Annotated in this window: 21 protein-coding genes, 1 tRNA gene and 1 pseudogene; 10 read left to right on the top strand and 13 right to left on the bottom strand. The window is 31.3% G+C overall.

The features are described from left to right. Positions 1-333: 333 nt before the first annotated feature. A pseudogene (locus tag QVZ41_RS06195) lies at positions 334-444 on the top strand (transposase); the annotation flags it as partial. Positions 445-530: 86 nt separating this feature from the next. Here QVZ41_RS06195 and QVZ41_RS06190 read toward each other — a convergent pair. Then, on the bottom strand, positions 531-4,619 hold the full coding sequence (locus QVZ41_RS06190) for a hybrid sensor histidine kinase/response regulator transcription factor (RefSeq protein ID WP_302883683.1): 4,089 nt from the start codon (positions 4,617-4,619) through the stop codon (positions 531-533). Between the two features lie 244 nt (positions 4,620-4,863). Here QVZ41_RS06190 and QVZ41_RS06185 point away from each other — a divergent pair. The 6 genes from QVZ41_RS06185 (at position 4,864) to QVZ41_RS06160 (ending at position 8,268) form a co-directional block, all read left to right on the top strand. Next, positions 4,864-4,946 (top strand) — tRNA-Leu (locus tag QVZ41_RS06185). Between the two features lie 14 nt (positions 4,947-4,960). Further along, positions 4,961-5,365 carry a tRNA (adenosine(37)-N6)-threonylcarbamoyltransferase complex ATPase subunit type 1 TsaE gene (gene tsaE / locus QVZ41_RS06180; protein WP_302883682.1) on the top strand — a complete coding sequence of 135 codons (405 nt, stop codon included), beginning with the start codon at positions 4,961-4,963 and terminating at the stop codon, positions 5,363-5,365. Positions 5,366-5,392: 27 nt separating this feature from the next. Beyond that, on the top strand, positions 5,393-6,592 hold the full coding sequence (locus QVZ41_RS06175) for an alanine dehydrogenase (RefSeq protein WP_302883681.1): 1,200 nt from the start codon (positions 5,393-5,395) through the stop codon (positions 6,590-6,592). A gap of 62 nt (positions 6,593-6,654) precedes the next feature. Further along, entirely contained in the window at positions 6,655-7,083 is a 429-nt protein-coding gene (locus QVZ41_RS06170) for a hypothetical protein (RefSeq protein ID WP_302883680.1), read from the top strand. Positions 7,084-7,091: 8 nt separating this feature from the next. Further along, positions 7,092-7,979, top strand: coding sequence for an aldose 1-epimerase family protein (locus tag QVZ41_RS06165; protein ID WP_302883679.1), 888 nt, complete (start codon positions 7,092-7,094; stop codon positions 7,977-7,979). Then, positions 7,972-8,268, top strand: a complete 297-nt coding sequence (locus QVZ41_RS06160) for a hypothetical protein (protein WP_302883678.1) — start codon at positions 7,972-7,974, stop codon at positions 8,266-8,268. Before QVZ41_RS06165 ends, QVZ41_RS06160 begins: the two co-directional genes overlap by 8 nt. Positions 8,269-8,296: 28 nt before the next feature. Here QVZ41_RS06160 and QVZ41_RS06155 read toward each other — a convergent pair whose 3' ends face one another. The 12 genes from QVZ41_RS06155 to QVZ41_RS06100 all read right to left on the bottom strand — a co-directional run bounded on the left by QVZ41_RS06155 (position 8,297) and on the right by QVZ41_RS06100 (position 19,044). After that, positions 8,297-8,977: a TrmH family RNA methyltransferase gene (locus QVZ41_RS06155; RefSeq protein WP_302883677.1), complete on the bottom strand. Its 681-nt coding sequence runs from the start codon at positions 8,975-8,977 to the stop codon at positions 8,297-8,299. 4 nt (positions 8,978-8,981) lie between these two features. After that, positions 8,982-9,455 carry a DUF6495 family protein gene (locus QVZ41_RS06150; protein ID WP_302883676.1) on the bottom strand — a complete coding sequence of 158 codons (474 nt, stop codon included), beginning with the start codon at positions 9,453-9,455 and terminating at the stop codon, positions 8,982-8,984. 114 nt (positions 9,456-9,569) lie between these two features. Continuing rightward, positions 9,570-10,016, bottom strand: a complete 447-nt coding sequence (gene rplI, locus QVZ41_RS06145; protein ID WP_302883675.1) for a 50S ribosomal protein L9 — start codon at positions 10,014-10,016, stop codon at positions 9,570-9,572. 13 nt (positions 10,017-10,029) lie between these two features. Continuing rightward, entirely contained in the window at positions 10,030-10,326 is a 297-nt protein-coding gene (rpsR, locus tag QVZ41_RS06140; RefSeq protein WP_073121300.1) for a 30S ribosomal protein S18, read from the bottom strand. 2 nt (positions 10,327-10,328) lie between these two features. Beyond that, the gene (gene rpsF / locus QVZ41_RS06135; RefSeq protein WP_302883674.1) at positions 10,329-10,667 is read right to left on the bottom strand and encodes a 30S ribosomal protein S6; all 339 of its coding nucleotides are present in this window, start codon (positions 10,665-10,667) and stop codon (positions 10,329-10,331) included. An 85-nt stretch (positions 10,668-10,752) separates the two neighbouring features. Further along, on the bottom strand, positions 10,753-12,216 hold the full coding sequence (locus tag QVZ41_RS06130) for an oligosaccharide flippase family protein (RefSeq protein WP_302883673.1): 1,464 nt from the start codon (positions 12,214-12,216) through the stop codon (positions 10,753-10,755). Between the two features lie 63 nt (positions 12,217-12,279). After that, positions 12,280-13,371, bottom strand: a complete 1,092-nt coding sequence (gene wecB, locus QVZ41_RS06125) for a non-hydrolyzing UDP-N-acetylglucosamine 2-epimerase (RefSeq protein WP_302883672.1) — start codon at positions 13,369-13,371, stop codon at positions 12,280-12,282. Between the two features lies 1 nt (position 13,372). Further along, entirely contained in the window at positions 13,373-14,626 is a 1,254-nt protein-coding gene (locus QVZ41_RS06120) for a glycosyltransferase family 4 protein (protein ID WP_302883671.1), read from the bottom strand. Next, positions 14,623-15,822, bottom strand: coding sequence for a glycosyltransferase family 4 protein (locus tag QVZ41_RS06115; protein ID WP_302883670.1), 1,200 nt, complete (start codon positions 15,820-15,822; stop codon positions 14,623-14,625). The genes QVZ41_RS06120 and QVZ41_RS06115 overlap by 4 nt, the downstream gene beginning before the upstream one ends. A 4-nt stretch (positions 15,823-15,826) precedes the next feature. After that, positions 15,827-16,348, bottom strand: coding sequence for a class I SAM-dependent methyltransferase (locus QVZ41_RS06110; RefSeq protein WP_302883669.1), 522 nt, complete (start codon positions 16,346-16,348; stop codon positions 15,827-15,829). Further along, positions 16,341-18,752 carry a YfhO family protein gene (locus QVZ41_RS06105; RefSeq protein ID WP_302883668.1) on the bottom strand — a complete coding sequence of 804 codons (2,412 nt, stop codon included), beginning with the start codon at positions 18,750-18,752 and terminating at the stop codon, positions 16,341-16,343. The genes QVZ41_RS06110 and QVZ41_RS06105 overlap by 8 nt, the downstream gene beginning before the upstream one ends. Positions 18,753-18,789: 37 nt before the next feature. Then, positions 18,790-19,044: a DUF4834 domain-containing protein gene (locus tag QVZ41_RS06100; RefSeq protein ID WP_302883667.1), complete on the bottom strand. Its 255-nt coding sequence runs from the start codon at positions 19,042-19,044 to the stop codon at positions 18,790-18,792. A 98-nt stretch (positions 19,045-19,142) separates the two neighbouring features. Here QVZ41_RS06100 and QVZ41_RS06095 point away from each other — a divergent pair, with 98 nt between their 5' ends. From QVZ41_RS06095 to QVZ41_RS06085, 3 genes are read left to right on the top strand one after another with little or no spacing between them, the layout of a single operon-like run. Next, complete coding sequence (locus QVZ41_RS06095; RefSeq protein WP_302883666.1) at positions 19,143-20,216, top strand: transporter; 1,074 nt, start codon at positions 19,143-19,145, stop codon at positions 20,214-20,216. 12 nt (positions 20,217-20,228) lie between these two features. Further along, positions 20,229-20,933 (top strand): 16S rRNA (uracil(1498)-N(3))-methyltransferase, encoded by a 705-nt coding sequence (locus QVZ41_RS06090; protein WP_302883665.1) that lies wholly within the window; start codon positions 20,229-20,231, stop codon positions 20,931-20,933. 6 nt (positions 20,934-20,939) lie between these two features. After that, a complete protein-coding gene (locus QVZ41_RS06085; protein ID WP_302883664.1) occupies positions 20,940-22,199 on the top strand; it encodes a UDP-N-acetylmuramoyl-tripeptide--D-alanyl-D-alanine ligase in 1,260 nt (419 codons plus the stop codon). Positions 22,200-22,343 lie beyond the last annotated feature (144 nt).

The raw sequence follows: 22,343 nt of genomic DNA, 5'->3' as shown, positions 1-22,343 counted from the left end.
TATCAACTAAACTATACATTCCAAACCTTACCTCAGTTTTTAAAGGATATGTTAATAGTTTAAAATTCAAATATCAGTAAAATAATATTTAAGAAGAGGGTAAAATCAATACTAGAAAAATATTAAGAAATCAAGCTGGTAACTTAACTCAAAAATTTCTGAATTTTCAGATAAAAACTCATCTATGATAATATAAAATGCCCCCCTCACATAAAGTGTGTAAGTTAAAATTTTTACACCTTATGAACCTAGAAGAATTATTAAACGACGATTTTTTAAAGCAATTCAAGACCGGAGATGACTTGAGTAACTTTTTAGCCAAGCTTCAAAAACGATGGAATTATGTTCAAGGTGAGAGAAAACTCTAAAGTAGTAAACAAGACTATTTACATCGCTGTAGGACTTAGAACTGATAGCAAGAAAGAAGTATTTGGTTTATGGCTATATTTGAAAATAGGATTCTGCTATAAATAGCTAAACCCTATTTTTAGAACTTACACAAATTAAGCGATAGTGTCATAAAGCACAATCTATTTAGATTTCCAAAAATCATGGTTTATGATGTATTTTTTATCTTTTACATTTTGATACTTCTTTTTAAATTCTGAAGGATTCATTTCGTAAAACTGCTGAAATTGTTTTCTAAAATATTTAAGATCTCCAAAACCTGCCATACTCGCCACCTGATTAATCTGCATGTCAGTAGTGATTAATAGTGTTGCTACTTTTCTTAACCTAATTCCTCTTGTAAATTCTGTAGCTGACTTTCCTGTGATTTTTTTAATTTTTTTATATAATAAAGAATGACTCATTCCTACTTCTATCGCTAAAGTTTTAATATTAAAACTTTCTTCTTCCATTTTATTCTCTATGATATGTACCAGCTTATCTAAAAGCTGTTTGTCTTCCTCTGATAGCCTGGAGCTACTTACATTCTTAGTAACCGTATTTAACAAATGTTTTTGTACACTTTCTCTTCTGGTTAAAATTCCATTAACTCTTGCTAATAAATAGTCTTTATCAAAAGGCTTAGTAATATAATCATCTGCTCCTACTTCTGCACTCTCCAGCTTTACTCCTTCTGTACTCCCTCCAGAAAGTAGTATGATTGGAATATGCTTTAATCCCTCTGTTGTTTTTATATATCTACAAAATTCAACTCCATTCATTTCTCTCATTACTACATCAGAAACAATTAAATCAAACGGAATTGTTTTTAGTATCGTTATAGCCTCCTCTGCACTTTTGGCTGTTGTAATATTATATCTAGGTGATAAAATATTCTTTAAATATTTTCTTATTTCAGGATTATCATCAACAACTAATAAACTTTTTAAATCCTTTACAAGTTCATTAAACTCCTCATTATACACATTTTTTTCAACAGACTCTATATCTCCAACAACTTCTTCAACATAATCAATATGTTCTTCTTCGAGTTCTTCTTTAATCTCTATATCTCCAAAATGAGATTTTCCTTTTAATAAAATAATTTCAAAAGTAGTTCCTCCTTTTCTTGTATCATAACAAGATACAGTTCCTTTATGTTGCTCTATAAACTCTTTAACCAAATAAAGACCTATTCCAAAACCTTTTCGATTACTTTTATCTCTTTTACTAGTTTGATAAAACAAGTCGAATATTTTTTCTTTATCCTCTTCTGTTATTCCTTTACCATTATCTATTACACTTATAGATATTTTGTCACCTGAAAGCTCATTTAATCTCACTTTTACCTCTCCGCCTTCTTTTTCCGTAAACTTTAATGCATTGGATATTAAATTAAACAACGCTATTTCTATTTTTTGTTTATCCGCATAAACAAAAAGCTCATTTACATCTGATTTAAAAGTGTAAGCTATGTTTTTTATTTTAGCATGGTTTGTGAAACAAGTAAAAACTTCACTACACGCCTCTACCAAATCCAGTTTCCCAATAATTAATCTCCCAGTTTCTGTTTCTGTTTTTCGAAAAAGTAATAACTGATCTACCAAACTTAACAATCTGCGAGAGTTCTTATATACAACCTCAATAACACTAGGGTCTACTTTAGAATTTCCACTATTAACTATATCTTTTAAAGGGTTAATAATCATGGTTAATGGTGATCTAAATTCATGTGAGATATTTGTAAAAAAAGTTGATTTTTTCTCATTTAATTCTTTCTCTTGAGCCGCTAAATCTTTAGATAACTTTATTTCATACTTAAGTCGTGTTTCTTTTCGTTGATATCTATCTATAGCATACACTCCTAACACAAGAGCTAGTAGATATAAAAAATAAGCAAATCCTGTTCTATACCATGGAGGCAAAATAGTAATAGGAAATGTTAATATCTTATCATTCCATTTTCCATCAGCATTAGTTGATTTTATTTTTAACACATAATTCCCTTCTGTTAATTTGGAATAATTTGCAGTTCTTATATTTTCCACTTTATGCCATTCTGAATCCCAACCTTCTAAAAAATAAGCATAAGATATTTTTTCAGGTAAACTATAATCTAAACCAGCATATTCAACTGTAATCATAGAGTCCTCATAAGGAAGTTCTATTTGATTTATTCCAAAAGCAGTTTTTCCAAAATGACTTAATGGTTTGTTATTTACTTTTATAGAAGTAATAATTAATGATGGAAAATTTTTAGCCGTACTATCAGATTTCGTATCAATTACATTAAATCCTTTAATCCCTCCCATTAGAATTTCTCCTGTAGAAAGTTTCCCTCCTGCATTATAGTTAAACTGATTACTTTGAAGTCCATCAGAATCATAATACTTAACAAGTGCTCCATTTTCTGGATTATAATTAAATATTCCATGATATGTACTAGCCCAATATAAACCTTGGTTATCTTTTACAATATTTAAAACAGAATTATTAGAAATCCCATCAAGTTCAGTCAACTCTTTTTGTTTTGCTGTCTCAGGATTTAAAACTATCATCCCTCCACCTTCAGTACCTAAAAATATTTTATCTTTTGAATGAGGAACAATAGCCCTTACTGGATAATCTATCTCAAAGCTCTTTAATTGCATTGTTTTAAAATCTAAACGATTTAAATGCGTAAAAGTACCTAACCAAAGATTTTCATTTTCATCTTTACATATAGAAGTAACTCCCCATAAATCAATATCTATAAAATCAAACCTGTCAGTACTCTTGTTATATTTAAAAATTCCATATCCATCCGCAGTTGTCACCCATAGATCCCCTCTATTATCTGTATACATTAACCATGTATAGGTTTGTAATTTTCTTGTGTTTGTATTAAAAAGTGTATATTTTTTGAAGTTTTTAGCTTTATCATCAAAAAAACTAACCCCACCTCCATAAGATCCAAACCATATTCCTTTTTCGTTTTTAGCTATTCCAGTAACAAAATTATTGGGAAGTGAATTGGGGTTAGATGGATCGTATGCATAGTTAGTAAAAGTATTGGTTTTCCTATTCCAAAAACTAACTCCTCCTCCATCTGTTCCTATCCAAATATGGTTGGGGTCTTGTTCGCAAAATGATAAAATGAAATTACTAGGTAATGTATTTTTTACATTCTCTTTTTTGGATACGGTGTAAAATGGCGTTTTTTTATTTTCCAAAATATCTACCCCACCTCTTAAAGTACCTATCCAAACCCTTTCAGAGTCTTCTTCTTGAAATATTGTTGAAATTGCATTACTAGTTAAGTCTCCTACATCAAATTTATCAGAATCTTCTATTTTAAAAAACACTTCTGTTTTTAAGTTAAAATTTACAATTCCATTTCCATCAGTCGCGATCCATAACTCCTTATATTTTTTATTAGGTAATATATTTTTAACTGAATAGTTTATTAAATCATTTCGATAATTTGTTTCCTTTTTAGTAATTATATTATATCTAAAAATCCCTCCTGAATAACCTATCCAGACATCTAAATAATCATCTATAACAATGCAATTAGCATCATTTACTCTTCGAGATACAATTTTTAATTGATTCTTATCTCCATCTATAGTAGCAATTCCAAATCCTTGAATAATTGCCCAGAGATTACCTGATTTATCAAAATTTATACATTTAATCCTAAAATTTAAATATTCTGTTCCATTATACTCAAGAGGAACCCTATTAATAACTCCTTTATTATCATAAAACAACCCCTGATTATCAGTTGCTACATACACCTTGTTTTTATAAGCTTTGATATCATAAATTTCTGAAGATATAATTTGCCTCTGTTTAAGCCCTTCATTAAAAAAATACTTTCTTTCAAATTGATTAGACAAATAATTGTAAACACTAATTCCTTTCTTGGTTCCTATCCATATATAATCTTTAGTACCACTAATACAAGTAATTTTATTATTAATAAGTGTTGTTGTATCGTTTGGCTGATTTCTATAATTAACAAAATCATAAGCATTATATCTACTAACTCCATCATAGGTTCCTATCCACATCAATCCCCTATTATCTTTGTAAATTGAAGTCACTGAATTGTTTGCCAATCCATTTTCAATTCCTAAATAATTAATGTTGTATTTTTGTTTTTTATCGTTATTTTTTATCCCTTGAGGAATAACATGCTGATTAAGCAAACAAATAAAAATTATACATATATATATTTTGATATTCATCTTTTTTAATTGTAGTTATAAGACACGTTTAAAGTATCAAATAAAAGTCTTGATTCCTAAGTGTAACGCTATTAAATATTAAGATATCACCAATACTCTATTTATAAGTGTAAATATACTATTATTATTAATTTCTTCTAAAAAGTAATTTTATTTAACCTTAAAAACTATACAGAAAAGCCCTAAAATAAAACATGTATTTATATATTTGCGTTCTGTTAAAAAACAACTAGTTTTACAACAAGCACCTATGGCGGAATTGGTAGACGTGCTACCTTGAGGGGGTAGTGTCCTATGGACGTGCTGGTTCGAATCCAGTTAGGTGTACAAAGAAAATAAGGATGGAAATTACCTACAACTTAAATGATTTATCTGCTGTAGCAAAAAAAATTATTGTAAATACAAAAAGCAAAAACATTTTGTTTTATGCTTCAATGGGTACTGGTAAAACAACTCTTATTAAAGAAATTGCTAAGCAATTAGGATGTAACATTAGTTCTTCTCCAACTTTTGCATTGGTAAATGAATATGAAACTACAAATGATGAAATTTTATATCATTTTGATTTTTATCGCATTGAAGATGAAAACGAAGCTTATGATATCGGAATAGAAGAATACTTATACAACAATCACTGGGCTTTTATAGAATGGCCTGAAAATGTAGAAAATTTACTACCTTTAGATGCACAGGTTATTACTATTAAAACTAACGAAGACAACAGTAGAACTCTTTTTTTAAAGTAACAAATAACCTGTATTATTATTTATGATATGGGGAAACATATGGCTGCATTTGGAAAATTTGAGTTTCATGTTCAAGAAGAACGATTAGCAATTCCTTCTAAAAAAGGAGATTTTCTTATAGGAATACCTAAAGAAACTTGTCACGAAGAAAAAAGAGTTTGCTTAACCCCCGATGCGGTGGCAGCCATGACTTTACAAGGTCATAAAATAGTTATCGAAACCGGAGCAGGAATTCCCTCTAATTTTTCTGATGCTGAATATTCCGAATCAGGAGCTAAAATAGCTTACACCGCCAAAGAAGTTTTTGAATGTTACTTAATTTTAAAAGTATCTCCCCTTTCATTAGAAGAAATTGATTTAATGAGACCCCAAGCTTTTTTGGTTTCCTCTTTACAACTTAAAACACAATCTGCTGATTATTTTAAAGCCTTAGCTAACAAACGAATCACCGCCATCGCTTTTGATTTTATAAAAGATGAACATGATAGTTTTCCAGTAGTAAAATCGTTGAGTGAAATTGCAGGAACAGCTTCTATTTTAATTGCATCAGAATTAATGAATGCCGAAAATGGTGGTTCAGGGAGATTATTTGGAAATATTAGTGGTGTTCCTCCTTGTGAAGTCGTTATTCTAGGTGCAGGAACGGTTGGATTGTTTGCTGCAAAATCTGCCAAAGGATTAGGAGCAAGCATTAAAGTTTTTGATAATTCCATCACCAAACTAAGACAGTTACAACAAGATTTACATATTCCTATTTACACCTCTACCATTCATCACAAAGCCTTAGAGAAAGCTTTAATGAGAGCTGATGTAGTCATAGGTGCTATTAAAGGAAAAACCCGTGCTCCTATTGTAGTTTCTGAAGATTTAGTATCAGTTATGAAAGAAGGTGCTGTAATTATTGATGTCAGTATTGATAGAGGTGGTTGCGTAGAAACTTCTGAACTAACCACACATAGTAATCCCACCTTCAAAAAGCATGGTGTGGTTCATTATTGTGTTCCAAACATCCCATCACGTTACGCCAAAACAGCCACTATTTCTATCAGTAACATCATCACTCCATATTTATTAAATATAGGAGAAGAGGGTGGTTTTGAAAGTGCTGTTAGATATGACAAAATCATTAGAAGCGGAATGTATATGTACAAAGGGATTTTAACAAACAAAGCCGTAGGAGATTGGTTTGACTTTCCTTATACAGACATCAATTTATTGATTTTTTAATTGCTAAACAGACCTGTTAATACAATCTACTTCTTTACTTTTGATGTCAGAAAACCTTAATTATGTTAAAAGAATTACTAAGTAAAATTGATGCCAAATTATTAAGAAGATTTGGGTATTATTTTGGTGGATTGGCTCTTGGAGTAGTCGCTTTAACTTACATAAATAAACAAAAAGGAACCACTTTTAATTATGGCCCTACAGCCAGAGTTTTAAGTCAAATTAGATTAAAAGACACCTTAAAAATATCTGACAAAGCTCAAAAAATTTTAACTCAATATCATTTAGACTCTTTAGATATTCAATATGTATTACACAAAGGAGACTGGAACAGAGACAAAAGTCATGTACACCAAAAACCTTGTCCAGATTATTGGATTGATGCCACTATTGGTAAAAATATAAATGATGAAATTGTTAGAAACAAATTCTCTTTCATCATAGAAAGATGTGAGTACACCGCAACAATCACTGATATTAAAGTAAACTAATTTCTAAAATGAACACTACCTATACCCTACAAAACAAATATTTAAAGGCTACTTTTAAATCTCAAGGAGCCGAATTAATTAGCCTTTGTAAAGAAAACATTGAATATATCTGGAATGGAAATCCTGAATTTTGGAACAGACATGCACCTGTTTTATTTCCTTTTGTGGGTTCTTTAAAAAACAACAGCTACAGCTATAAAGGAATTTCATACCCAATGGGACAGCATGGTTTTGCTAGAGACAAAAACTTTACGGTAGCAACTCAAACAGAAGATAGCATTACGTTTCAATTAGAATCAGATGAGGAATCTAAAAAAATATATCCTTTTGATTTTCTTTTTCAACTAAAATACACCCTGACCTCAAACGGATTAGTTACTTCTTATTTTGTAGAAAATCCTGCTCAAGAAGATTTATATTTTTCTGTGGGTGGTCATCCTGCTTTTAATTGTCCATTTGAAAAAAACCAAACTAGAGAGGAATATATTTTAATGTTTGACAACGATGAAACTCCCGAAGCCAAATTGATTGAAGGAAGTTTGATAGGAAATGAATCCTATCCTGTTTTTAAGCAAGAAGGGATTTTAGAATTGCCTAAAAATGTGTTTGACAATGATGCTATTGTTTTTAATCCCAATCCATTCTCTCAAATTTCTTTTATACATGAGCCTACAGGAAACACTTACATGAGTGTTGAATTTAAAAACTTTCCTTATTTGGGAATCTGGTCTAAAAACCAAGAAGCTCCTTTTATTTGTATTGAACCTTGGCACGGAATTGCTGACAACGTAAATCACAATCAAGAAATCACAGAAAAAGAGGGGATTATCAAATTAAATCTTAAAGAAACTTTCAACTGTGAATACAGTATTTTAATCAATTTTGACAATGAATAAAATCATTTTCCCTTTTATTATTGTTTGTTTGGTCATCATTGCTTTTGTGATAAAACTAAACTACAAGGAGAAAATAATGGAAAATGCAGCGACCACTACTGGTAAAGTGATGAGTGAATTTCAAAGAGGAAAATTACCATATTGCGAATTTACTTATACGGTAAATGATATTATTTACAACAAAAAACAAGAGGTTCCGATGCATTTAAAAAACAAAGTAACCGATAGTACTTATATTGTTCTATACGATGCGGACAATCCTAAAAATGCAATGATAAAATTCAAATAAAAAAGAGGCTCTAAATAGAGCCTCTTTTTTATTTTTTATCTTCCAATTCTTTATAAAATCTTTCTTTTATCGGTTTAATAGATCCTATGGATTTTTCTAACCAACTTAAATACAACTCTTCTTTTTCGTCATCTGTTAATTGCCAATCAATAGTTGATTTATGCAATCTATCTGTTGTGTTTTGTAAAGTGATAGCAGCTGCTACAGATACATTTAAACTTTCTGTAAAACCATACATAGGAATTTTTAAATAACCATCTGCCTGACTCATCACCAAATCTGATGCCCCTGCTCCTTCTACCCCAAAAACAAAAGCAGATTTTTTAGTAATATCAAAATCAGATACAAAAGAGGAATCTTCATGAGGCGTTGTTACAATAATTTGATATCCTTTTGCTTTTAGCTCATCCACACAATCTTGCGTATTATTTTCTCTGGTTTTAAATCTGTGAAAATCTACCCATTTCTGAGCACCTTTTCCTACACCATTAGAAATATATGCACTGTATTTGTTTTCTATGGTATAAATATCTTGTACTCCAAAAACATCACAACTACGCACTACAGCACTCCAATTATGCTTTTGATATAAATCCTCTAACACTACTGCAAAATGCCTAGTTCTGTTTTTTAAAACCTGTCTAAACAAAGCTTTGCGCTCATCGGTCACAAACTCCTCTAAATAAGACACTAATTGTTGATCTACCATAAATTTAGTCTACAAAACTTTTAAAATTCTGATACAAAGCTCCTTCTTTATTAATACTAGCTCCTTTTAAAATCAAGTCAAAAATTTCTAAATTTCTTTCTTTAGCATATTTTTTTGCTCCTTTGAAAAACTCAAACTGTTTGCTTTTAGGATTGTTTAATAAAGTCTGAATTCCTTGTTGACTAGACAGATCAATAGTATCATCATTAGATTTAATCATAATACGTTGTATCAATCCTTCAGTGCAATAAAATAAATTAATGCTAGATTTAGAAAAATGTTCAACATATTCAGCCTTGGTTAATACATCTTCCCAAACCATGTCACTGAAAATATTAATTTCTTCATCAGCAACTTCTGGTTTGTTTGCTTTAATATCATTCCATTCTTTTACATCAATTTGCTGCGTAGCCAAAAAGGTTGCAAACTCTTGGTGTAATTCTTCTAGTTGTTCTTTGGTTAGTTGAATGTATTTCATTTTATCAGGTGTCTAAAGTAAAAATATTAGAAAACAGCAAAAACTATTTTTCATAAAAAAACTCACTATCCAATAAAGGTAGTGAGCTTTTAATATGTTTAATTGTTGAGAAAATTACTCAGCAATAATTTCAAATTCTAAATCAGCAGTTACAGTTCTGTGTAAACGCACTGCAGCAGTGTATTTTCCAGTTCTTTTGATAGATCCTCCAGCAATTTTGATGAATTTTCTTTCAATAGAATGTCCTGCTTTTTCTAAAGCTTCTGCAACATCGATATTAGAAATAGAACCAAATAATTTAGTTCCTTGACCTACTTTAGAAGTCAATTTAATATCTAATCCTTTAATTGCTTCAGCAGTAGTGTTCGCTTTTTCAACTAATTTAGCTTCTTTATAAGCACGTTGCTTTAAAGTTTCTGCTAATACTTTTTTAGCAGACTCAGTTGCTAAAACAGCTTTTCCTGTAGGAATTAAAAAGTTACGTCCGTAACCGTTCTTTACTTCTACGATATCGTCTATGAACCCTAAGTTCTCAACGTCTTGTTTTAATATTACTTGCATGATAGTCTACTTATTATTTTAATAAATCTCCAACATAAGGCATTAATGCCAAGTGACGAGCTCTTTTGATAGATTGTGCCACTTTACGTTGGTATTTTAAAGAAGTTCCTGTTAAACGTCTTGGTAAAATTTTACCTTGCTCGTTTACTAAGTACATTAAGAAATCTGCATCTTTATAATCGATGTATTTGATTCCTTTTTTCTTAAATCTACAGTATTTAGCTTCTTTTTTAGTTTCGATGTCTAATGGAGTAAGATATCTTACATCTCCTTTAGCACCACCTTTTGCTTGTTGATCGATATTTGCCATAATTACTTCGCAGATTTTAAGTTAGACTTTCTTTTCTCAGCCCATGCAGCAGCGTGCTTATCTAACTTTACAGTTAAATAACGCATAACGCTATCGTCACGTCTAAACTCTAATTCAAAAGGAGCAACTACTTCACCAGCAACTTTGTACTCAAATAAGTGGTAAAATCCACTTTTTTTCTTTTGGATTGTGTAAGCTAATTTCTTTAGCCCCCAATCTTCCTTATGTAACATTTCGGCACCTTTAGAAACCAAATAGTCCTCGAACTTTTGTACTGTTTCCTTTACCTGAACGTCAGATAAAACGGGATTCAAAATGAAAACAGTTTCGTAATGATTCATAATGATTGTTTTTAATTAAATTTAAATCGGGTGCAAATATAGTGTTTTTATACCTACATACAAAACTCAAATTCCAAAAAACACACTACTTTTTCAGTTTTGATTTAAATTGATGGTAAACTGCTGTGATATCTGTAGATAGCTGAAAATGAATCAATACAAAAAGATAGGCCGCTCCCAAAAGAATAGATTCTAATAATATATTTACAACAGGATGGAATTTAAAATTGAAGAGCACTCCAACAGCACTAAACAGCGTGATAAAAAACAACGCTATCCATGTTTTACTGGTCGTTGGCCATATGTTAAATTTCTTTTTCACATACCATAACTTAACCGTGTTAAAAACAAGCACCACAATTAAAGTAGACAAAGCAGCTCCGTTAATTCCCATAAGATCAATCAACCAATCATTTAAAAAAATTACAGAAAAAGCCATTCCCAAACCATAGGGTAGCAAAATTTTATAGTATTTAGAGTTGGAGATAATCGCTCCGTTATTCCCTAAAAACATATGGTATAATTTGGTGATTGAGATCATCAACACCACCCAAAAACCTCCTGTATATTTTTTAGGTAAAAAAGCAAACAAAGATTCTAAATTGGCATTTACCAAAATAAAAACCAATCCCGAAGCAATTAATAAAGTAATTGATGTTTTTTGATACAAATCTAAGACCTCAATATCATTTTCTTCATTCAACGCTTTGGCTGTTAAAGGCTGAACAATCTGACTCATTGCTCTACCCGGAATTTCAATCACCGTTCCTATATACACTGCAACTGCATAAAAAGCCACTTGTTCTATGGCTTCTTTTTGCGGAATCATAAACTTATCGATATCCAACAAAATAGTAGCAGCAGAACCTGCCATAATGATATAAAGACTGTATTTTACAATTTCTTCAAAATTATCAGGCACAGAAAAACTGAACTTAGGCAAGTATAACTTAAATGCAAACCACATCATTAAAAACATTTGTAAAAAATAAGCTCCCGTTAACCACAACACAAATTGGTGACTGTTAATCCACTCCAAATAAACAGCAAACAACAAAACAGTAGCTGCAATTCTCACAAAAAGTTCTTTTAATAAATTCCCATAAACTGATTTTAAATGAACTCTTGCCCAAGCATAAAAAATCTCAAAATAGGCCGTTGTCAAGGCTACTAAAAAAATCAAATAAGTATAATCTTTTACCAAAGGATTTTCCTCAGACAACCAATCGGAAATATAGCCATAAAAAATAGCACAGATGACTCCTAATGGAATGACTAAAACCAATGGAAACCACAAAGCTGAACTTAAAAATTTATCTGTTTGTTCTTTGGAGCTGAATGATGAAAAGAATTTCACCACGCTAAAATTTACTCCCAAAGCCATTAAAGGCTTTAAAATAAAAGCGGTTGACAACAAAAAAGTAACCAATCCGTAATATTCTGTATCTAAAAAGTAAACATATAAAAACAACGTATTTACAGCTCCTACCAAAATTGCTAAGAGTAAAGTAACCGTGTTTCTGTATGATTCTTTTAAAACAATTCCCATCTTTGATTCGATTGGTCATCGAGCGTAGTCGAGATGCATTTGTTCTCGACTACGCTCGAACACCTAATTATTTTGAATAATCAACATTTTTATTTCTTTGTAAATAGTTTCACCAACTTGATTTCCATATAAAGACATAGAAAAATCATGTTTGGCTAAAATATGATGTTGATATGCTTCTTGCATGTTAGCTGTATTACTTCCTACCAAAGTAGCAAAACCATGATTGACCAACTCTACCCATTCGGTTTCTTCACGAGCAATGATACAGGCTTTTTTATTAAAAAAGGCTTCTTTTTGCAACCCTCCACTATCCGTAACCACCAAAGCACAATGTTGTAACAAGGCCAACATATCAAAATATCCTACAGGATCTATGAATGTAATTGGATAAGTTAATTTATGTTTTTCTAAAATAGATTTGGTTCTAGGATGCAAAGGCATCACTACTTTTTTATGTTTATGAATAGCTGTTAATCCTTCAAAAATTCCTTTCAAGGCAATAATATCATCCGTATTTTCTTGCCTGTGAATAGTTACCAAAACAAACTCATTTTTCACCAACTGATGTTTTTCTAGCACTGTAGCTTTTTCTTGTGATAAAGCTCCGTAAAACTCGACAGCATCTTTCATAATATCTCCAGAATTTACAATTTTGATGTCATGGTTTCCAAATCCTTCTTTTTCTAAATTATCAATCGCTGTTTGGGTAGGACATAACAATAAATTTGCAATTCTATCCGTAACAATTCTATTGACTTCCTCTGGCATAGACATATTAAAAGATCGTAAACCAGCTTCTATATGTACAACTTTAATTCCTAACTTTTGTGCTGCCAAAGCCCCTGCCAAAGTTGAGTTTGTATCTCCATAAACCACTACAGCATCTGGTTTTTCAAATATTAAAACCTCTTCAATTTTAGCCAACATTTGTCCAGTCATGGCTCCATGACTCAACCCATTGATGTTTAAATTGTATTTAGGAACAGGAATTTGCATCTCCTCAAAAAAGACCATACTCATGTTATTATCATAATGCTGACCTGTATGCACTATCACTTCCTCAAGTTCATTGTGTTCAACAATAACTCTACTCAACACCGCTGCTTTTACAAACTGTGGTCTTGCTCCTAATATGGTAACTATTTTTTTCAACTTATTTTTTGATAATGTTTGCCAATTGTCCTGTCAAAGCTTTTCGGTGATATTGTTCTACACCTACCGAATTTACTTTTAACATTCCTAATTTATATTGTGAATGTAAATCTACAAGTATTTCTGTTAACTTGTTAACTTCCTTAAAACCTACTACAAAACCCGCTTTAGAAGTTTCTAAAATAGCTGCCAAATCTCCATCTGTTGGAGCAATGGCCACAATAGGTCTTTGCGCTTGTAAATATTCAAATATTTTTCCTGTTACAATTCCTTTTGCACTAGGCACATTGTTAACCGCCAATAATAATACTTGTGATTTTTGTTGATAGCTTTTCACCTCTTCATGAGGTAAATAATCTATAAAAGTGACATTTTCTAAAAGTTGATATGCTGAAATACTCTCTTTTACTTCTTGAGCAACTTTCCCTATCAACTGAACTTTAAAATCAATTTTATCTTTTAGCAATGATAATGCTTCCCATAAAACCATCGGATTTCTATCTGCATTTAACATTCCAACATGAGTGATAGTAAAAGCTTCATCTAGATTTTTTTTAGTTCTTACCTCTCCATCAAAACCATTGGTGATGACATGTACGTTTTTAGATAACACATCATATGATTTTTTCATTTGATTTCCCACCACCAAAACCTCATCAGCATGTTTTAAAACTTCTTGCTCTAAATGTTCATGTTTTTTGATGGATTTTTGAGTCAAAGGCAATTGATGAAAGTAATCAATTTCTGTCCACGGATCTCTAAAATCGGCAATCCAACGAATGTCTAATTTCTTTTTTAAACCCAAACCAATCATGTGAGTGGTGTGTGGTGGCCCTGTAGAAATAATAGTATCTATTTTATTTTCTGATAAATACTTCTCCAAATAAGTAATGGATGGTTTTATCCAAAACATACGAGCATCAGGAATAAAATAATTGGCACGTACATAAGTAGCAATTTTAGAAAGCAAACTTTTTTTAGTACCCAAAAATCCAGCACTTGTTTTTACTTTTTTCTTGTTAGAAAAAACATCCATTAATTGGTAAGGCTCCCAAATAGGTTGTTTTATCACCTCTATTCCTTGTGGAATATCATTCCATAAAGTAGCATCTACAATTGGGTAATCAGGATTTTCAACAGTGTAAACCACTGGTGTAATACCAAAATCTTGTAAATATTTTACAAACTTTAACCAACGTTGCACGCCAGAACCTCCCGCAGGTGGCCAATAATATGTAATGACTAAAACTCTCATTTAGTCTTTTTTATTTTGTTGTATATTTTCCCTAAAGTTTTGGCGGTTTTAGCCCAATGGAATTCTTTGTGAACAAATTCTGCTCCGGCTTTACCCATTTTATCTATCAAAGCAGGTTGTTTGTAAAACTTTAATACCTGGTCTGCAAAATCTTTTGAGTTTTTAGCCTTATGTGTCAATCCTACTTCTTGTTTTTTAACCAATTTTTTCTGAGCAATGGCATTACTAACCAACAATGGTTTTTTAAAACTTAAATATTGAAACAATTTATTGGCATAGGTAGTATCGTGATGTTTGTTTCTGTGCAAAGGAGAAATACAAATATCCGAAGATATAATATAGGAAGGAAACAATTTTTCATCTTGCCATCCTTCAAAACTCACATATTTTTCTATTCCTAATCGTTTAACCTCTGCCTTTAAAATAACATCTTCTGTACTTTTACCAACAATAACCAACTTTATATTTTTAATGGTATCTTTTAAAACAGGAATCGCTTTGATTGCCGTTAACAATCCTCTACGAATGGCGGTATCTCCAATATAAAGCAACACAAAATCATCTTGGAATTTGGTATGAATGCTTTCTTCTAAAGTGTAATTTGTATAGAACTTTTTTAGAACGGTGTTGGGTAATACTTCTATTTTTTTTGATGGAAGATTGGTTCTTTCCATCAACTCCTCTTTAGCTTCTTGAGTAACTACAATTACTCTTTTGGCTAATTTGGCATATTTTTCTTCTGCAGCTCTCCACCTCTCAATATCAATAATCCATTTCCCCACACCTTTTTTTAGATGAGGATAGACTTTCATTATTTCTGGTCTATTCTCATGTAAATCTAAGATATATGGAATTTTAAAGGCTTTACTAGCTTTATAAGCTGCACTTACTACTTGAATATCGTGCACATGAAGTACATGAATTTGATACAACAAAATGAACTCTTTTATTTTAGCGCTCATTTTAGATTTGTAGTAAGGAAAAGTGTAAGCCAAAGCTGAACTTTTATACAAAAAATCGTTGCTTAAATGACGAACTACATGAATGCCTTTATAATCATTTAATCCTACTTCATTTTCATCATAGGTTAAACAAAACAAGTAAACTTCAAATCCTTTGCCAATTAAATACACTGCCTCGTTTTCTACCCTAGGATCGGGTGGAAACGTTTTGTCTAAAATCATTCCTATACGCATAGAACTAATTTTTACGTTCCGCATAAACTGCATAATAACGAGGTGTAATCTTTCTTAAAACAGGTCTGAAACCGATTTTATTTACAGGGCTCGTCCATTTATTTGTATCTTTTATATCCCAACCTGATTTTTCTAACAACCAATCAAATTGCCAATCTTCAAACTCGTGATAATGTCTATCCCAAGCATCTGTCTTACTTCTGTAAGCATTGGCAAACCATAATTTTAAAGGAATGGTGGTGATTAATTTTTCTGCTTTTATATTTTTTAACAAAACGTATGGAGATAGCAAATGCTCTAAAATTTCAAAAGCTACAACCGCATCTACTTTTTCCTTATTTACAATTTCAGGAAGTTCATCTAAATCTTCACCAGAAGTATTATAAACCGTATAACCGTTTTCTTCCATAATTTCTGTAAAAGGATTTCTTATTCCTAAATCTAAAACTACGGCAGGTGCTGGCAATACTTTTTGTAAAAACTCAAGTGTATATTTGTATCTTTTTGTAGGCGTTTTTTTATACATTTTGATTTGTTTCTTTTTTTCTTTCCATAAAGAAGATTCCTACAGATACTAGAATTAACAATCCATATCCTACCAGGCTAAACATAGAACCTTGTTGAATTACTTTTGGCTCAAACTTAAATACAATTTTATGTTTTCCTGCCGGAATATTTATGGCTCTTAACACATAATTTGCTCTGTAATGTGGAGTTAATTTTCCATCTATATAAGCGTTCCATCCTGGTTGATAATACATTTCCGAGAATACCGCTAATTGTGTTTTTTCAGATTGAGAAGCGTACACCAACTCATTAGGTTCATAAGAAATTAATGATATGGTTGCAGTAGAATCGACTTCTGTAGGTTGTACTTTAAAATCTTGTGTGTTGATGACCACATCATTTTTAGAATCAAAATCTGTTAAGGCTAAAATTTCATCATCTGCATTGTCTACAGAAATGATATTGTTTACAAACCAAGCATTTCCATTGGCGTCTGGATTTTTTTGAGCTTCTGGCTGACCTTGCTCTGAAGACACAATAAAATACTTTGTGTTTAACATGTTGATGATTTGCATATTGTTTTTAGACAATTGATAATCTACCAACTCTTGATATCTTCGTGGTTTTGCAGCATGATACCCACCTATAGAATTGTGATAATATGAAGTAGCTCCATCATTCATAAAGTTTCCGCTAAAATTAGCCACTCTATAATGACTTTTGTCTTGTAGAATTTGTTTGTCTGCTGCTGATGGCGAAAATGGTTTTTCTACTTTGTTAGCAGGTAAAAAATCATCATCGTTTACATAACGTTTGGCAACAGTTAAAGTATCAAACAACAAAACAACTCCCAAAACTAAAATTCCGTATTGCTTTTTTATTTTGGCATTTAACACCATCCATAAAATCCCCACGGTAATAGTTACCAAAACAATAGAACGTAATCCATCGGCAAATAACATATCTTTTCTATCGGCCTGTAAAGCTCCAGAAAAACCTGGAATTTGTTGATTGTAATATCCATCATTTAATCCTGAAAAAGAAAACAACATCCCTCCAAAAACCGTAAAAATAATTAAAACTCCACCAACCATAATTGTTGCTATTTTAGCAGATTCTATTTTTTCTTGTTTAGAAACTGTATCAGAAAACAACTCTTTTAAAGCCAACATTCCTAGTAAAGGAATACAAACTTCTGCAATGACTTGAATAGAAGAAACTGCTCTAAATTTGTTATACATTGGCATATAATCAATAAACAAATCCGTTAAAAAGCCAAAGTTTTTACCCCAACTTAATAATATTGAAAAGATGGTGGCTGCTACCAATCCTTTTTTAATCCATCCTTTAACTAAAAAACACCCTATAAAAAACAAGAAAACAAACACCACTCCTATATAAGCAGGTGCTGCTACAATAGGTTGATTTCCCCAATAAGTAGGCACACTTTTAGAAAAATTAGCGGCTTGCCCAGCTCCTATTTTAGATGCTAAAAATTTATAAGTATTAGAATCAGTCCCTAAATCTTCGTTATTCGCTCCCCCGACCAAACGAGGAATCATTAAATTAAAAGTTTCTAAAATTCCGTAACTATATTCTGTAATATAGTCTTTTGACAATCCTGTGGTTGCTTCTTTTGGTTTTCCATCAGGAGTAACCGTTAATTCACTTTTACTACGGGTACTGTGTGCTGCGTATTCTTTAGTAGCCAACATACTTTGTGCGTTGGTTAACAAACCAATCACCATGGCCAACACTACTAAAGAAATAGGTTTTAAAGAACTTTTTAAACTTCCTTTTTGGATTTGTTCCATCACAAAAAACAAGCCTACAAACAACAACATAAACAACATATAATAAGTCATTTGTGGGTGACTCGCTTGCATTTCTAAAGAAGTTGCCAAGGCTGTTAAAATAAATCCAACTACATATCTTTTTTGGAAAAGCAACAATACTCCTGCCAATACCAACGGAATATAACCAATAGCATGTGCTTTTGCATTGTGACCAACTCCTAGAATAATAATAAAATAAGTAGAAAACCCAAAGGCTAAAGAACCTATCAAAGCTAATTTCCAATCGAATTTTAAGACGGTTAACAACACAAAAAATCCTAGAAAATACAGAAACAAATAATCTGCAGGCCTAGGTAAAAAACGAATGACACTATCTAACTTTTTAATATAATCGTTCGGATAATAAGTGCTTAGTTGGTAAGAAGGCATTCCTCCAAAAGCAGCATCTGTCCAAAATGCTTCTTTTCCTTTTTCAGCTCTGTAGTCTTTTAATTCTTTAGACATCCCTCTAAACTGAGCAATATCACTTTGAAATACTTTATATCCTTTTAAAACAGGCTTAAAATAAAAAAGGGCAACCACGCAAAAAGCGATAATTACACCTATATAAACAGCAAGCTGCTTCACGTTAAATGTTTTCTTCAAAATTATTTTTATTTTGGAATTAATCTATTTCCTCGTAATCTACATACTCTCCAACATTGTCATTCACAACATTGTTTTGAGCTGGTTTTTTATCAATCGTAACCGTTCCTTCTTTTTCTAACGGTTCCTTTTTTACTTGCTGACCTGTTTTTTTCTGAACGTAATTAACCAACAAAACGGGCACAACATATTTCACAAAAAACTTTACTATATAATATATAGCCAATATAATTAATATGGTTCTAATAAAATTCACGATTCCTGCTTCTTGCATTTATTTTTCTTTAGTTGTTCAAAAATAATAATTTGAAAACGAACCTACCCGCTCTACTATAAAATATTATATTTACATATCATAATTTTTCTGTTTTCATGAATCGAATTCTTCTCAGCATTTTTTGTTTTATTTTATTTACCAACACAAATCATGCCCAGTACACGAGTATTATAAATGCCAACAGACCTGGTGATACACAAACGCCTTATGCAGTAGGAAGAGGTGTTTTTCAAATTGAAAATTCAGTATTATCAAACAGTTTAAATAAAAAAAACATTAATTACAAGATTAATACTTTTAGTAACGATCTTGATATACATTATGGTTTTTTATCTGAAAGACTAGAAGCTATTTTAAATCACCGATTTTCTTATGGAGATATTAACAATCATAATATCTCAGGAACTGAAAATTTATCTATAGGGCTTAAATATTTAATTTATGAACACGTTAACAAAGAAAGCCCAGAGCTTAAAAGGAGCTGGAAAAGACGTTATGGATTTAAATACAATGGATTAATTCCTAGTATTGCCATTCAAGCAAAATATCACACTCCATTGGCTGATGATCAATTTTACAACGGAGGATTGAGTAGCTATAGTATGAGTATTATTACTCAAAATAACATCAACCAAAAACTCTGCTTAAATAACCAATTAGACTATTATAATTACAATGGAAACTATGCACAGATGGTCTATTCTGTTTCCTCATCTTATGTAGTGGCAAGAAGATGGAATCCTTATGTTCAATTTCAATTTTTTGGATCTAAAGACAATCACTACTCAACCATTGGATTAGGTACCCCTTTTTTAGTTAACAAAAATTTAGCCATTGCTGTTAATTATAAAACTAGTCTTGGGAATGGTATTTCAGGTCATGAAATTGGTTTAAACCTAGCCTTTAGAATAGACAAACATTACGATAGATGGGAGTATATTGATGAACCTGAGGAAGTAAAAGCTCCAAAAACTAAAAAAGAAGAAGAGGAAATTATTGAAGATGATGAATTTATAGACACTTTACTTGAAGAGGCTCCTAAAGAAAAAAACAAAAAACGAGAAAAAACAGTTAAAGAGGAAAAACCTAAAAAAGAAAAGAAAGTCAAAAAGAAGAAAAAGAAAAAAGTTAAAAAAGAGCCGATTGAAGATGTTATCTTGAGCTACTAACCCTTTTACCTTATGATATTATCTATTAGTGAACATATAAAACCTACTGATTCTACTTTTACTTTTGACAAGGAAGAAAGTAGACATCTGATTAAAGTATTAAGAAAGTCCGAAGGTGATACTGTATTTATTACCGATGGAAATGGATATTTTTACACCACAGAAATTTCTTTTGCCAACGAAAAAAAATGTACTGTAAACATTATTAAAAAAGAACATAAAGCTAAAAACCGTTCTTTTCATTTACACATTGCCATTGCTCCAACAAAACTAAACGACAGGTACGAGTGGTTTTTAGAAAAAGCAGTAGAAATTGGGATTGACGAAATCACTCCTATTATTTGTAAAAACTCCGAGAGAAAAGTGATTAAAGTTGATAGAATGAAAAAAATTATTCAATCAGCAGTAAAACAATCTTTACAACTATATGTTCCTAAATTTAACGAGCCTATTTTGTTTGATGACTTTTTAAAAAATCAACAAGCAACCCAAAAATTTATTGCGCATTGTGAAGATGAAAACAACAAACAGTTTTTACAACATATTGCCAAACCAGAAAACGATATTTTAGTATTGGTAGGACCCGAAGGTGATTTTACTCCAAAGGAAATCCAACAATGTATCAATTTAAATTTTATCCCCGTAACCCTTGGTCATAACCGATTAAGAACCGAAACGGCAGGCGTTTATATTTCTTCTTTAATGACCCTATTATAGTCATCTATGAAAACAACAGACTTACACCAATTGTTTTTAAATCAAAAACAAAACTTTACCACAGACACCAGAAAAATTACCAAAGGAGCTATCTTTTTTGCTTTAAAAGGAGAAAACTTTAACGGAAATACTTTTGCCAAAACAGCCTTAGAAAACGGTGCGGCTTATGTAGTGATTGACGAAGAAGCTTTTTATATTGATGAAAGAACCATTTTAGTTTCTAATGTTTTAGAAACGCTACAACATTTAGCTCACTATCATCGTGAATATTTAGGCATTCCTATTATTGCATTAACAGGAAGTAATGGAAAAACAACCACTAAAGAATTAATTAGAGAAGTTTTATCAACCCAATACAGAGTAAACGCAACTGTTGGTAATTTAAACAATCACATTGGCGTTCCTTTAACTCTACTAAGCATGACTCATGAAACAGAAATGGGAGTGGTAGAAATGGGAGCAAATCACTTAAAAGAAATTCAGCATTTGTGTTTTATTGCTGCTCCAAACTTTGGATACATCACCAATTTTGGAAAAGCACATTTAGAAGGCTTTGGTTCTGAAGAGGGAATTGTACAAGGAAAATCTGAAATGTATGATTACATTGCCAATGCCGAGGGAATTGCTTTTGTAAATCAAGAAGATAAACGACAAGTAGAACAAGCAGATTATTGCGAATGTATCTACATCAATCCACACGAAACTCCTTTGTTAGAATTAACACCTTATGTACAATTGGCTCATAAAGGAGAGGTGATTCAAAGTAACTTGATAGGAAAATATAACTATAACAACATTATTGCTGCAATTGCTATAGGTCATCATTTTAATATTTCTGATGAAAACATTAAAAAAGCCATAGAAAACTATAAACCCGAAAACAACCGTTCTCAGATTATAGAAAAAGGAAGTACGCATATAATTTTAGATGCTTATAACGCCAATCCAACAAGCATGGCTGCTGCTCTAGAAAACATAAATGCTTTAGATAAAAAAAATAAAGCTGTTATTCTAGGAGATATGTTTGAACTAGGAAGTACAAGTCGAAAAGAACACAAAGAAATTGTAGAAAAAGTATTGTCTTATCATTTTAACTCAACCATTTTTGTTGGAAAAAACTTTTATGAACAAAAAGTAGACGGAGCTAAGTTTTACACTTCTTTTGAAGAGTTAAAAAATAATTTTGATATTGATTTTACAGACACTACCCTATTAATTAAAGGATCTAGAGGAATGGCTTTAGAAAGAATTTTAGATATTTTATAACACATTCATCCCTCGTAAATTTATTTCTATTATTATTATTTGAGCACAAACTTAAACCAAAAGCGCTAAAGAACTGTTTATCTATCACTTAACTTTGGAGTAGAGAAAGATGTTAAGGTAATACGCATCATTTAAAGTATTACC

This window comes from Wenyingzhuangia gilva, assembly GCF_030519655.1.
Taxonomy (GTDB): domain Bacteria; phylum Bacteroidota; class Bacteroidia; order Flavobacteriales; family Flavobacteriaceae; genus Wenyingzhuangia; species Wenyingzhuangia gilva.
Note: the sequence above shows the minus strand (reverse complement) of the source record. Positions and strands in the feature narration are given on the sequence as shown.